Annotated in this window: 10 protein-coding genes; 9 read left to right on the top strand and 1 reads right to left on the bottom strand. The window is 73.3% G+C overall.

Annotated elements, in window-relative coordinates; all coding sequences use genetic code 11:
- Window positions 1–7: 7 nt before the first annotated feature.
- Genes ACFU74_RS02660 through ACFU74_RS02640 form a run of 5 tightly spaced genes read left to right on the top strand, consistent with a single transcriptional unit; the run spans window position 8 to window position 7,785 of the window.
- The gene (locus tag ACFU74_RS02660) at window positions 8–1,840 is read left to right on the top strand and encodes an IucA/IucC family protein (RefSeq protein ID WP_380750617.1); all 1,833 of its coding nucleotides are present in this window, start codon (window positions 8–10) and stop codon (window positions 1,838–1,840) included.
- A complete protein-coding gene (locus tag ACFU74_RS02655) occupies window positions 1,732–2,433 on the top strand; it encodes a GNAT family N-acetyltransferase (RefSeq protein WP_380750700.1) in 702 nt (233 codons plus the stop codon). Before ACFU74_RS02660 ends, ACFU74_RS02655 begins: the two co-directional genes overlap by 109 nt.
- 14 nt (window positions 2,434–2,447) lie before the next feature.
- A complete protein-coding gene (locus ACFU74_RS02650) occupies window positions 2,448–3,836 on the top strand; it encodes a lysine N(6)-hydroxylase/L-ornithine N(5)-oxygenase family protein (RefSeq protein ID WP_380750614.1) in 1,389 nt (462 codons plus the stop codon).
- Window positions 3,814–5,640, top strand: a complete 1,827-nt coding sequence (locus tag ACFU74_RS02645; RefSeq protein ID WP_380750611.1) for an IucA/IucC family protein — start codon at window positions 3,814–3,816, stop codon at window positions 5,638–5,640. Before ACFU74_RS02650 ends, ACFU74_RS02645 begins: the two co-directional genes overlap by 23 nt.
- Window positions 5,641–5,652: 12 nt before the next feature.
- The gene (locus tag ACFU74_RS02640) at window positions 5,653–7,785 is read left to right on the top strand and encodes an ATP-dependent DNA helicase (protein WP_380750608.1); all 2,133 of its coding nucleotides are present in this window, start codon (window positions 5,653–5,655) and stop codon (window positions 7,783–7,785) included.
- 114 nt (window positions 7,786–7,899) lie between these two features.
- Here the strand turns inward: ACFU74_RS02640 and lexA are convergent, their stop codons facing one another.
- Window positions 7,900–8,781, bottom strand: coding sequence for a transcriptional repressor LexA (gene lexA / locus ACFU74_RS02635; RefSeq protein WP_380750605.1), 882 nt, complete (start codon window positions 8,779–8,781; stop codon window positions 7,900–7,902).
- Window positions 8,782–9,125: 344 nt separating this feature from the next.
- Between lexA and nrdR the strand changes: the two genes are divergently transcribed.
- From nrdR to ACFU74_RS02615, 4 genes are all read left to right on the top strand, one after another.
- Window positions 9,126–9,623: a transcriptional regulator NrdR gene (nrdR, locus tag ACFU74_RS02630; RefSeq protein WP_355365127.1), complete on the top strand. Its 498-nt coding sequence runs from the start codon at window positions 9,126–9,128 to the stop codon at window positions 9,621–9,623.
- A gap of 215 nt (window positions 9,624–9,838) precedes the next feature.
- A complete protein-coding gene (locus ACFU74_RS02625) occupies window positions 9,839–12,721 on the top strand; it encodes a vitamin B12-dependent ribonucleotide reductase (RefSeq protein ID WP_380750601.1) in 2,883 nt (960 codons plus the stop codon).
- 131 nt (window positions 12,722–12,852) lie between these two features.
- On the top strand, window positions 12,853–13,092 hold the full coding sequence (locus ACFU74_RS02620; RefSeq protein ID WP_380750598.1) for an RNA polymerase subunit sigma-70: 240 nt from the start codon (window positions 12,853–12,855) through the stop codon (window positions 13,090–13,092).
- 3 nt (window positions 13,093–13,095) lie between these two features.
- The gene (locus tag ACFU74_RS02615; protein WP_380750596.1) at window positions 13,096–13,659 is read left to right on the top strand and encodes a Clp protease N-terminal domain-containing protein; all 564 of its coding nucleotides are present in this window, start codon (window positions 13,096–13,098) and stop codon (window positions 13,657–13,659) included.
- The last annotated feature ends 145 nt before the right edge of the window (window positions 13,660–13,804 follow it).

The raw sequence follows: 13,804 nt of genomic DNA, 5'->3' as shown, positions 1-13,804 counted from the left end.
AGCAGCATTGAGCACCGCCCTGACCGGAGCCCCGCCCCGACTCCCGGCCCCCCGGACCGCCGCCGACGCGGCGCCCGCCCCGTCCGACCGGCTGCTCCACCCGGACCCGGTCGTCGCCGCCGAACAGGCCGCCCTGGAGGCCCTGCTGCGCTGCTGGGCCCGGGAGACCGGCGCCGTCCCCGGCCCCGACGGGTACCTGCGGATCGCCGTCCTCGGCGGCGCCGCCCGGCTCTCCGCCCCGGTCCGGCACTGGTCGCCGGCCGGCTGGCACCGGTTCGGCCCGGCCACCCTCGCGGCCGGCGAGGCCGACGCGGCGGGGGAGTTCGCCGACGCCCCGGTGGACGCCGTCACCGCCGCCGCCCTGCTCGCCGCGGCGGCCGCCGACCGGCCCGACCCCGGCCAGGTCGCCGACCTCGCCGCCCGGGTCGCCGACTCGGTGGTCCGCACCGCCGACATCCTGGCCCACCACCGCGCGGCCACCGCCCCGGCAGCCGGCGGACCCGAGCGCTCGGAGTTCCTCGCCACCGAGCAGTCCCTGCTGCTCGGACACCCGATGCACCCCACCCCGAAGAGCCGCGACGGCCTCGGCCCCGCCCAGAGCGCCGCCTACTCGCCCGAACTGCACGGCTCCTTCCAACTGCACTGGTGGGCCGTCGACCGCGAACTGCTCGCGGCCGGCTCCGCCGTCGCCGACGGCGCCGACCGGATCACCGCCCGGCTGCTCGACGACCCCGCCCTGCTGCCGCCCGGCACCGCCGCCCTGCCGCTGCACCCCTGGCAGGCCCGCGAACTCGCCCACCGCCCCGCCGTCGCCGCCCTGCTCGCCGAGGGCCGACTGCACGACCTCGGCCAGGCCGGCGACCCCTGGTACCCCACCTCCTCGGTGCGCACCGTCTACCGGCCCGGCACCCCCTGGATGCTCAAGCTCTCGCTCGGCCTGCGGATCACCAACTCCCGCCGGGAGAACCTCCGCAAGGAACTCCACCGCGGCCTGGAGATGCACCGGCTGCTGGAGAGCGGACTGGCCGCCGAGTGGCGGGCCGCCCACCCCGGCTTCGACATCGTCCGCGACCCCGCCTGGATCGGCGTCGACCACCCCGGCCTCGGCGACCCCGGCGGCCTGGACACCGTGCTGCGCGCCCAGCCCTTCGCCCCCGGGGACCGCGCCCACTGCGTGGCCGGGCTGGTCGCCGAACGCCCGCACGGCGCCGGCGGCGACACCGTCCCCTCCCGGCTCGGCGACCTGCTGCGCTCGCTCGCCGCCCGCACCGGCCGCCCGTTGCCCACGGTCACCGCCGAATGGTTCTTGCGCTACCTGGACGCCGTCGTCCTGCCCGTGCTCTGGCTGGACGGCGTGGCCGGCATCGCCCTGGAGGCCCACCAGCAGAACAGCCTGGTGCTGCTGGACTCCGCCGGCTGGCCGGCCGGCGGCCGCTACCGCGACAACCAGGGCTACTACTACCGGCGCAGCGCCGCCGACCGGCTCACCGCCCGGCTGCCCGGCCTCGGCACCCGCAGCGACACCTTCCTCGACGACCCGGTGATCGACCACCACTTCGCCTACTACCTGGGCATCAACCACGTGCTCGGCCTGGTCGGCGCGCTCGGCTCCCAGCAACTCGCCGACGAGGCCGTTCTGCTCGCCGCGCTCCGGCGCTTCCTGACCGGGCCCGCCGCCACCGCCACCGGCTCGGCGCTGCCCGGCCTGCTGCTGGACGCGCCGACCCTGCCCTGCAAGGCCAACCTGCTCACCCGGATCCAGGGCCTGGACGAACTGGTCGGCCCGGTCGCCACCCAGTCCGTGTACGTCGACATCCCCAACCCGGTGGCCGGCGCGTGAGCGGCACCGCGCCGCCGGCCGGACCCGGCGCGGGCGACGACCCGGCCCGGTGGGGCGCCATGCCCACCGCCGCCGGCGGGTTCCGGCTGCGCCCGGTCCGGCTCCCCGCCGACCTCGGCCTGCTCACCGGCTGGATGAATGACCCCGAGGTCGCCGCCTTCTGGGAGCTCGCAGGCCCGCCCGCCGTCACCGAACGGCACCTGCGCGGACAGCTCGACGGCGACGGGCACAGCCTGCCCTGCCTCGGCCTGCTCGACGACACCCCGATGAGCTACTGGGAGGTCTACCGCGCCGACCTCGACCCGCTCGCCGCCCACTACCCGGCCCGGCCCCACGACACCGGCCTCCACCTGCTGCTCGGCCCCGCCACCAGCCGCGGCCGGGGCCTCGGCGCCACCCTGCTCGCCGCCCTGGCCGACCGCCTCCTGCGCGAACGGCCGCGCTGCGCCCGGGTGCTCGCCGAGCCCGACGTCCGCAACCGGCGCTCCGTCCGCGCCTTCCGGCGGGCCGGCTTCCGGCTCGCCGCCGAACTCGACCTGCCCGGCAAACGGGCCGCCCTGATGGTCCGCGACCGCACCCCGCACCCCGCCTAGGACTGCACCCGCCCATGGACACCCCCGCACCCCCGCCCGGGCCGTACGACCTGCTCGGCGTCGGCATCGGCCCGTTCAACCTCTCGCTCGCCGCGCTCGCCGACCCCGTCCCCGGCCTGCACACCCTCTTCTGCGACCGGCGCCCGGAGTTCCGCTGGCACCCCGGGATGCTCGTCGACGGCGCACGGATGCAGGTGCCGTTCCTCGCCGACCTGGTCTCCCTGGTCGACCCGACCAACCCCTGGTCCTTCCTCAACCACCTGCGCGAGCAGGACCGGCTCTTCCCGTTCTACTTCACCGAACGCTTCCAGCTCACCCGCCGCGAGTACGACCACTACTGCCGCTGGGCCGCCGACCGGCTCGCCAACTGCCGCTTCGGCACCGAGGTCACCGCCCTGCGCTGGGCCGGCGACCGCTTCCGCGCCGAACTGCGCGAGAGCGCCACCGGCCGGCAGCGCACCGTCGAGGCGCGCAACGTCGTGCTCGGCGTCGGCACCCTGCCCGTGCGGCCCGCCGCCTTCGCCGCCCTCGACGGCCACCCCCGGGTCTTCCACTCCGCCTCCTACCTCGACCGGCGCGAGGACCTGGCCGGCGCCCGGGACATCACCGTCGTCGGCAGCGGCCAGTCCGGCGCCGAGGTCTTCCTCGACCTGCTGCGCCGCCACGACGGCGACGGCGTCCGGCTGCGCTGGCTCACCCGCACCCGGGCGCTCGCGCCGATGGAGTACTCCAAGCTCGGCCTGGAGCACTTCACCCCCGACTACACCCGGTACTTCCACGGCCTGCCCGGGGCCGTGCGCGACACCCTGGTCGAGGCCCAGTGGCAGTTGCACAAGGCCGCCTCCGCCGAGACCCTCGCCGAGATCCACGACCACCTCTACGCGCGCACCGTCGGCCGGCCGGTCGGCGAGGCGCCGGTCGAGATCACCCCCGGCACGGCCGTCACCGACGCCCGCTCCGGCCCCTGCGGCGGGCTCGAACTCGACTGCCTGCACACCGACTCCGGCACCGGGCACGTGCTGCGCACCGACGCCGTGGTGCTCGCCACCGGCTACCGGGCCGCCCGCCCGGCCGCCCTGGAACCGCTCGCCCACCTCGTCGACCGGGACGCCGCCGGCCGCTACCGGGTCGGCCTCGACCACCGGGTGGCCACCCGGCCGGAGGTCACCGGCGGGCTGTACGTGCAGAACGGCGAGCTGCACACCCACGGGGTGGGCACCCCCGACCTCGGCCTCGGCGCCCACCGCGCCGCGGTGATCCTCAACGCGGTCACCGGGCGGACCGTCCACCGGCTGCCCGAGCGCACCGCCTGGACCGGCTTCGCCCCGCCGGCCGCACCCGTTCCCGTACCCGCCCTTCCCCGACCCCAGGAGCCGACCCGTGCCGCAACCGCCGGCCGCTGAACCGCCGCTGTACCTGCCGCCGCAGCTCACCGCCGGGCACTGGCAGCGGGCCGGCCGCGCGCTGCTGGCCAAGATGCTCGGCGAGTTCGCCTACGAGGAACTCGTCGCCCCCGTGGGGACCGGTGCCCCCGGCGGCTACGCGCTCGGACTGCCCGGGGCCGAGTACCGCTTCACCGCCCGGCGCGGCGCCTACGACGGCTGGCTCGTCGACCCCGGCTCGGTCACCTGCGACGTGCCCGAGGACCTCGACCCGCTGCGCTTCCTCCTCCGCGCCCGGCACGCCCTCGGCCTGCGCGGTGACACCACCGGCCACCTGCTGCGCGAACTCACCGCCACGCTGACCGCCGACACCCGGCTGCTCGCCACCGAGCTCACCGCCGCCGAGCTCGCCGACCTCGGCCACACCGAACTGGAGGGCCGGCAGGGCGGCCACCCGTGGATCGTCCCCAACAAGGGCCGGATCGGCTTCTCCGCCGCCGACACCGCCCGCTGGGCCCCCGAGGCCCGCACCCCGCGCGCGCTGCCCTGGATCGCCGTCCACCGCCGGCTCGCCGAGTACCGGGGCGTGGCCGGCCTCGCCGACCCCGCGGCGCTGTACCGCCGCGAGCTGGACGACCCGGACGCCCTGCGCGCCCCGCTCGGCGCCGCCGCCGGCGACTACCTGCTGCTGCCGGTGCACCCCTGGCAGTGGGACGAGACGGTGCTGCCCCTGTTCGCCCCGTGGATCGCCTCCGGCGAGATCGTCCCGCTCGGCACCGACGGCGACCTGCGGCTGCCCCAGCAGTCGATCCGCTCGTTCTTCAACCAGAGCCGCCCCGAGCGCTGCACCGTCAAGCTGCCGCTGGCCGTCCTCAACACCCTGGTCTGGCGCGGCCTGCCCACCGAGCGCACGCTGGCCGCGCCCGCCGTCACCGCCTGGATCCACGGGCTGCGCGACGCCGACCCGTTCCTGCGCGACGAGTGCCGGGTGGTGCTGCTCGGCGAGATCGCCTCGGTCACCGTCGACCACCCGCTCTACCGGGAGCTGCCCGAGGCCCCGTACCAGTACAAGGAACTGCTGGGGGCGATCTGGCGCGAGCCGCTCGGCCCCGCCCTGGCGTCCGGCGAGCGTGCCCGCACCCTGGCCGCCCTGCTGCAGACCGGGCGCGACGGGCGGCCGCTCGCCGCCGAGCTGATCGCCCGCTCCGGGCTGGCCCCCGCCGAGTGGACCGCCCGGTTGTTCGCCGCGCTGCTGCCGCCGCTGCTGCACTTCCTCTACCGGTACGGGCTGGTCTTCTCCCCGCACGGCGAGAACGCCATCGTGGTGTTCGACGAGCGGGACGTGCCGGTCCGGCTGGCGGTCAAGGACTTCGTCGACGACGTCAACCTCAGCGACCAGGACCTGCCGGAGCTGCGCGGCCTGCCCGCCGAGGTGGACGCGGTGCTGCTGCGCGAGGACCCGCAGGGCCTGTGCCAGTTCCTGCACTCCGGGCTGTTCATCGGCGTGTTCCGCTACCTGGCGCCGCTGCTGGAGGCGCGGACCGGCCTGGCCGAGGCGCGGTTCTGGGACCTGCTGCGCGCCGAGGTGCTGCGCCACCAGGCGCGGTTCCCGGAACTCGCCGACCGGTTCACGCTGTTCGACCTGTTCCGGCCGCGGATCGACCGGCTCTGCCTGAACCGCAACCGGCTGCTGCTGGACGGCTACGGGGACCGCCCGCACCGCCCGCACGCCGCCCGGCACGGCACCGTGCCCAACCCGCTCGCCGCGGACGGGACGACACCGCTGCCGGGACAACGGGACCGGATTGTCACCCCCGCCCCGTAGGGTGGGAGGGTCATGACGAACGACTCCCACTCCCAGCTCCCCGCCGAGGACGCCGACCCGGCCGGGAGTTCCGCGGACGCCCCGGTCGAGGCCGTCCCCCGCGCCCAGGTCCCCGAGCTGCTGCACGCCGCGGTCGCGGCCGTCGGCGGCGTCGAGCGCCCCGGCCAGCTCCGGATGGCCGAGGCCGTCGCCGACGCCGTCGACCACAACGAGCACCTGCTGGTGCAGGCCGGCACGGGCACCGGAAAGTCCCTCGCCTACCTGGTGCCGGCGCTCGCCCACGGCGACCGGGTGGTGGTCGCCACCGCCACCCTGGCGCTCCAACGCCAGCTCGTCGAGCGGGACTTGCCGCGCACCGTGGAGGCGCTCCACCCGGTGCTGCGGCGGCGCCCGCTGTTCGCGATGCTCAAGGGCCGCTCCAACTACCTGTGCCTGCACCGGGCCAACGAGGGCACTCCGAGCGAGGAGGGCGAGGGCCTCTTCGACCCGGTCGAGGCGATGGGCGGCCCGGCCGGCAAGCTCGGCAAGGAGGTGCTCCGGCTGCGCGACTGGGCGGACGAGACGGAGACCGGCGACCGGGACGACATGACCCCCGGCGTCTCCGACAAGGCCTGGGCCCAGCTCTCGGTCACCTCCAAGGAGTGCCTGGGCGCCACCCGCTGCGCGTACGGGCAGGAGTGCTTCGCGGAGAAGGCGCGCGAGCGGGCCAAGCTCGCCGACGTGGTGGTCACCAACCACGCGATGCTCGCGATCGACGCGATCGAGGGCGCGCCGGTGCTGCCCGAGCACGGGCTGCTGATCATCGACGAGGCCCATGAGCTGGTCAACCGGGTCACCGGCGCGGCCACCGCCGAGCTGACCGTCGGCGCGGTGAACCGGGCGGTCAAGCGGTCCGCGCGGCTGGCCAACGAGAAGGCCGTGGACGCGCTCCAGGCCGCCGCCGAGAACTACCACGGCCTGATGGAGACCGCCCAGCCCGGCCGGGTCGAGGAGCTGCCCGAGTACCTCGGGTACGCCGTCACCGCGATCCGGGACGCCGCACGGCAGGTGATCACCTCGCTCGGGGAGACCAGGGACAAGGGGCTCAGCGACGAGGACGCCGTCCGCAAGCAGGCGATGGCCGCCGCCGAGGCGCTGCACGAGACCACCGACCGGCTGCTCCAGGACTCCGAGTACGACGTGGTCTGGATCGAGCGCAGCGACCGCTACGGTCTCGGCACCGCCTCGCTGCGGGTCGCCCCGCTGAGCGTCTCCGGGCTGCTGCGCGAGGGTCTGTACAAGGAGCGCTCGGTGGTGCTCACCTCGGCCACCCTCAAGCTCGGCGGGGACTTCAACGGCGTGGCCGCCTCGGTCGGCCTGCCGTCCGAGGCCAGGCTGCCGGACGTCCGCACCCCGGGTGACAATCCGGAGGCGGCGGGCGCGGGGTTCGGCGACGAGCCGGTGCCGCACTGGCGGGGGATCGACGTCGGCTCGCCGTTCAAGTACCCCAAGCAGGGCATCCTGTACGTCGCCAGGCACCTGGCCGATCCCGGGCGCGACCCGGAACGGCCGGACATGCTGGACGAGTTGGAGGAGCTGATCGGCGCGGCCGGCGGGCGGACGCTCGGCCTGTTCTCCTCGATGCGCGGCGCCCAGGCGGCTGCCGAGGCGATGCGGGAGCGGCTGGACCACCGGATCCTGCTCCAGGGGGAGGACACCCTGGGCGAGTTGATCCGGGAGTTCGCCTCGGACGCGACCACCTGCCTGTTCGGCACCCTGTCGCTCTGGCAGGGCGTGGACGTGCCCGGGTCGGCCTGCCAGCTGGTGGTGATGGACCGGATCCCGTTCCCGCGTCCGGACGACCCGTTGATGAGCGCCCGCCAGAAGGACGTCGAACAGCGCGGCGGGAACGGCTTCATGGCCGTCGCGGCGACCCATGCGGCGCTGCTGATGGCGCAGGGCGCGGGCCGGCTGGTGCGCGCGGCGGACGACCGGGGCGTGGTGGCCGTGCTCGACCCGCGGGTGGAGACCAAGCGGTACGGCGGCTTCTTCCGTTCCTCGATGCCGGAGTTCTGGTACACCACGGACCGCAACCAGGTCCGCCGCTCGCTGGCGGCGATCGACGCCTCGGCGGCGCCGGTGCGGCCGGTGGTGAAGCGGGGCTGAGGCGGGGCCCGGACGGGCCGGAGGGGCTCCGCGCGGTGTGCGGGGAGCCCCTTCCTGGGAGGGCCGGGGGCGAGGGTGTCGGGGCGAGCCTCGGCGCGGTCGCCGGGGCGGGCGTCAGAGCCGGCGCAGGACCGCCACGACCTTGCCCAGGATGGTGGCGTTGTCGCCGTTGATCGGCTCGTAGGCCGGGTTGTGCGGCATCAGCCAGATCCGGCCGTCCTCGCGCTTGAGGCGCTTGACGGTGGCCTCGCCGTCGATCATCGCGGCCACGATGTCGCCGTTCTCGGCGACCGGCTGGCGGCGGACGGTGACCCAGTCGCCGTCGCAGATGGCCGCCTCGATCATCGAGTCGCCGCGCACGGTGAGCGCGAACAGCTCGCCCTCGCCGACCAGCTGGCGCGGCAGCGGGAAGACGTCCTCGACCGTCTGCTCGGCCAGGATCGGCCCGCCGGCGGCGATCCGGCCGACCAGCGGCACGTACGAGGTGGAGGGTCGGCCGGCGGTCTCGGCGGTGTTCGGCCGGGCCACCTCGACCCCGCGGACCTCGTAGGCGCGCGGGCGGTGCGGGTCGCGGCGCAGGAAGCCCTTGCGCTCCAGGGCCATCAGCTGGTGGGCCACCGAGGAGGTGCTGGACAGGCCGACGGCCTGGCCGATCTCGCGCATGGACGGCGGGTAGCCGCGCCGCTGCACCGAATCCCGGATGACCTCGATCACCCGGCGCTGGCGCTCGGTGAGGCCGGCCTCGTCGGTGCGGATGCCGGGCGGCCGGCCGGGCGCCGACCGGGCCGGCGCGGGGAGGCCGTCGTCCAGGACGGCGGAATGCTCGACGGGCTGGTCCGGAACGCGGCCGACGCCGGAAAGGCCCGGGCCCGGTGGGCGGTGGTCTTCGCTACGGTCCATGCTGATGTCCACACTCTGCTGATTCGTGGTGCGCTGCCCCACCTTGAGCTGGGAGTGTTCCTGCACCGGGATGGTGTTGCTTTCGACGGTGTTCACGGCGGCCCCTCTCGACGGCTGTCCTCTCCTTTTTCCAGCCCAACGCACCTCGTATCGAAAGGTTGCGCCAAACACACGTTCGAGTGAATTATTCGGGAGTTGGCTGACTCGATCAAGGCTTTGTTGTACATCGATTAAATGTTCGATCCCAAGGCTTCCCCGGAATCCTAGTCCGCGCCGACACGCCAGTGGGTCTACTTCCGCCACAGACCTAGATGTAGTGGCTACAGTCCTCTCCGTGGCCCAGTACTTGTGGTCGAGGCCTCAAGATCGGGTTGCTACCAGCGCCCCGGGATCGCATAGACTCGACCAGTCCGCACGTCCTGCCAGGGAGGGATCCTCAGGTGCACTGCCCCTTCTGCCGGCACTCCGACAGCCGCGTCGTCGACAGCCGGACCACCGAGGACGGCAGCTGCATCCGCCGTCGCCGGCAGTGCCCGGACTGCGGCCGCCGCTTCACCACGGTGGAGACGGCCGCCCTGATGGTCATCAAGCGCAGCGGCGTCACCGAACCGTTCTCGCGGGAGAAGGTCATCTCCGGCGTCCGCAAGGCCTGCCAGGGCCGCCCGGTCACCGAGGACGCCCTCGCCCAGCTCGGGCAGCGGGTCGAGGAGTGCGTGCGGGCCACCGGCAACGCCGAGCTCACCACCCATGACGTCGGGCTGGCCATACTCGGCCCCCTGAAGGAACTCGACGTCGTCGCCTACCTGCGCTTCGCCAGCGTCTACCAGGCGTACGACGGACTGGAAGACTTCGAGGCCGCCATCGCGGAACTCCGCGCCGAGCGGCCCGCCCCCGAGGCGGACGGCACCCCCGTGCCCGTCGCCTCCGCCGCGCCCTAGCCGGCCCGGCCCCTTCACCGGCCCCTTCCGGGGTCGGCAGCACCCCCGGCCCCCGCAAGGGCCGACGTGTGCCCGAAAACGGCGCACAGACCATGACAAACCGTGCGCGGTCGGCGAGTGACTCCCGCCTGCCCGCACACCGGAAGAGCGAACCAGCCGTGCCCGGATTTTTCGGGGCACTCCGGGCGTTTGCCCAACCAGGAGGAGGAACAGAAGTGACAGACACCACGAGCGGTTCCGCACGCGGGTCGAAGTCCGACAAGACGGCGGCCAGGAGCGGCGCCGGCAAGGCCCCCAAGGGCGGTCTGCGGATCGGGCGCATCTACACCACTCCTGGCGTGCACCCCTACGACGAGGTCCGCTGGGAGCGGCGCGACGTCGTCATGACCAACTGGCGCGACGGCTCGATCAACTTCGAGCAGCGCGGCGTCGAGTTCCCCGACTTCTGGTCGGTGAACGCCGTCAACATCGTCACGTCCAAGTACTTCCGCGGCGCCGTCGGCACCCCCCAGCGCGAGTGGAGCCTCAAGCAGATCATCGACCGCGTGGTGCTCACCTACCGCGCCGCCGGTGAGAAGAACGGCTACTTCGCCACCCCGGACGACGCCGAGGTGTTCGAGCACGAGCTGACCCACGCCCTCCTCCACCAGGTGTTCAGCTTCAACTCGCCGGTCTGGTTCAACGTCGGCACCAAGCAGCCCCAGCAGGTCTCCGCCTGCTTCATCCTGTCCGTCGACGACTCCATGGAGTCGATCCTCGACTGGTACAAGGAAGAGGGCATGATCTTCAAGGGCGGCTCCGGCGCCGGCCTGAACCTCTCCCGGATCCGTTCCAGCAAGGAGCTGCTGTCCTCCGGCGGCAACGCCTCCGGCCCGGTCTCCTTCATGCGCGGCGCCGACGCCTCGGCCGGCACCATCAAGTCCGGCGGCGCCACCCGCCGCGCGGCCAAGATGGTCGTCCTGGACGTCGACCACCCGGACGTCGAGGCCTTCATCGAGACCAAGGTGAAGGAGGAGGAGAAGATCCGCGCGCTGCGCGACGCGGGCTTCGACATGGACCTCGGCGGGGACGACATCACCTCCGTCCAGTACCAGAACGCCAACAACTCGGTCCGGGTCAGCGACGAATTCATGACCGCCGTCGAGAACGGCACCGAATTCGGCCTGCGGGCCCGGATGACCGGCGAGGTCATCGAGACCGTCGACGCGAAGAAGCTCTTCCGCAAGATGGCCGAGGCCGCCTGGGCCTGCGCCGACCCGGGCATCCAGTACGACTCCGTCATCAACCACTGGCACACCTGCCCGGAGTCCGGCCGGATCAACGCGTCCAACCCCTGCTCCGAGTACATGCACCTGGACAACTCCAGCTGCAACCTCGCCTCGCTCAACCTGATGAAGTTCCTCCGCGACGACGACTCGTTCGACGCCGAAGCCTTCGCCAAGGTCGTCGAGCTGGTCATCACCGCGATGGACATCTCCATCTGCTTCGCGGACTTCCCGACCCAGAAGATCGGCGAGACCACCCGCGCCTACCGCCAGCTGGGCATCGGCTACGCCAACCTCGGCGCCCTGCTGATGGCCACCGGCCACGCCTACGACAGCGAGGGCGGCCGCGCCCTGGCCGGTGCCATCACCTCGCTGATGACCGGCACCGCCTACCGCCGCGGCGCCGAACTGGCCGGCGTCGTCGGCCCGTACGACGGCTACGCCCGCAACGCCGCCCCGCACCAGCGGGTCATGAAGCAGCACGCGGACGCCTCGAAGGCCGCCGTCTCCTTCGACGACCTGGACGCCCCGGTCTGGGCCGCGGCCACCGAGGCCTGGAACGACGTCCTCCGGGTCGGTGCGCAGAACGGCTTCCGCAACGCCCAGGCGTCGGTGCTGGCCCCGACCGGCACCATCGGCCTGATGATGGACTGCGACACCACCGGCGTGGAGCCCGACCTCGCGCTGGTCAAGTTCAAGAAGCTGGTCGGCGGCGGCTCGATGCAGATCGTCAACGGCACCGTGCCGCGCGCCCTGAAGCGCCTCGGCTACCAGGACGAGCAGATCGAGGCGGTCGTCGCCCACATCGCCGAGCACGGCAACGTGGTGGACGCGCCGGGCCTGAAGACCGAGCACTACGAGGTCTTCGACTGCGCGATGGGCGAGCGCTCCATCTCCCCGATGGGCCACGTCCGGATGATGGCCGCGATCCAGCCGTGGATCTCCGGCGCCATCTCCAAGACGGTGAACATGCCGGCCGCCGCGACCGTCGAGGACGTCGAGGAGATCTACTTCGAGGCGTGGAAGATGGGCGTCAAGGCGCTCGCCATCTACCGCGAGAACTCGAAGGTCGGCCAGCCGCTCTCGGCCAAGAAGAAGGAGGAGAAGACCGAGGAGGCCCCGGCCGCCGCGGTCGAGAAGGTCGTCGAGTACCGCCCGGTCCGCAAGCGCCTGCCCAAGGGCCGCCCGGGCATCACCACCTCCTTCACGGTCGGTGGCGCCGAGGGCTACATGACCGCCAACTCCTACCCGGACGACGGCCTCGGCGAGGTCTTCCTGAAGATGTCCAAGCAGGGTTCGACCCTCGCGGGCATGATGGACGCCTTCTCCATCGCCGTCTCGGTCGGCCTCCAGTACGGGGTGCCGCTGGAGACCTACGTCTCGAAGTTCACCAACATGCGCTTCGAGCCGGCCGGTCTGACCGACGACCCGGACGTGCGGATGGCGCAGTCGATCGTCGACTACATCTTCCGCCGCCTGGCGCTGGACTTCCTGCCGTTCGAGACCCGCTCGGCGCTCGGCATCCACTCCGTCGAGGAGCGCCAGCGCCACCTGGAGACCGGGTCCTACGAGCCGCTGGAGGCCGAGGAGGAGCTGGACACCGAGACGCTCGCCCAGTCCGCCCCGGTCGCCCCCGCGGCCAAGCCGGCCGCCGCCCCGGCCCCGGCCCCGAAGGCCACCCCGGCCCAGGCCCACAACTCGACCGAGCTGATCGAGATCCAGCTGGGCCTGAACGCCGACGCGCCGCTCTGCTTCTCCTGCGGCACCAAGATGCGCCGCGCCGGCAGCTGCTACCTCTGCGAGGGCTGCGGCTCCACCAGCGGCTGCAGCTGACCGGGCCCGTACCTCCACGTGAGGTGAGCCACCGCTGAAGGCGGGGCGAGGACTTGACGTCCTCGCCCCGCCTTCCGGCTTTTCTGTCAACGCGGGTTGACGGGGGGTGGCTGTCAACCTAAGTTGACGCCATGAGTGAGAGCGGAGAGCTGGCGGCCGCGGCCTCCAGCCGGGATCCGGCGGTGGGGCTCCGGGCCGTCCGGGCCCTGCGCGACCTGGCGGACCGGCTGGAGGGACTGCAGGTCGGAAGCGCGCGGGAACAGGGCTGGTCGTGGCAGGAGATCGCGACCTGCCTGGGGGTGACCCGGCAGGCGGTGCACAAGAAGTACGCGAAGCGCGGGCTCGGCGGAAGCGGGAAGGGCGGGGACTGAGCGATGTTCGAGCGATTCACCGAGGAGGCCCGGCGGGCGGTCGCCCGGGCCGGGCAGGAGTCGGCGGAGCTGCGGCACGGCCACATCGGCACCGAGCACCTGCTGCTGGCGGTCCTGGCCGAGACGGAGGACCCGGCGGCGCGGGTGCTGATCGAGGCGGGGCTCGACCGGGCCGCCGCCCGGCAGGCCGTCCGGAGGCTGCTGGGGGAGGGGAGCGACGCCCGGGCACTGGCCGCGATCGGGGTGGACCTGGACGCCGTGCGCGAGGCGGTGGAGTCCGTGTTCGGGGCGGGAGCGCTGGACGCGCCGCCGCAGGAGGAGCCGCGAAAGCGCGGCTGGTTCCGCCCGGAGGGCCGGGCGGGCCGCAGTCCGTTCACCGCGCGGGGGAGGAAGGTGCTGGAACTGTCGCTGCGTGAGTCGCTGCGGCTGAAGTCCGGTCACATCGCTGTCGGTCACCTGGTGCTCGGTCTGCTCCGGGAGGGCAGCGGGCTCGGTGCGCGGGTGGTCGCCGACCACGGCCTGGACTTCGCCGCCGTGCGACGGGCCGTGGAGGCGTCGATGGCGTGAGGAGGGAAGGGGCGAATCGGTATACGGAGAGTTGCGGCAGGAGACTGACCGTCAACTTGTCGGTTGAGTGCATCGTCTGAATGGATATGATCGGCCGACTGCGTGAACCGAAATACCGCCCGGAGACGTTCCACGACGTCGGCCG

This window comes from Kitasatospora sp. NPDC057500, assembly GCF_042802195.1.
GTDB lineage: Bacteria > Actinomycetota > Actinomycetes > Streptomycetales > Streptomycetaceae > Kitasatospora.
The sequence above is the reverse complement of the archived record's forward strand: the minus strand, read 5'-3'. Positions and strand labels throughout refer to the sequence as shown.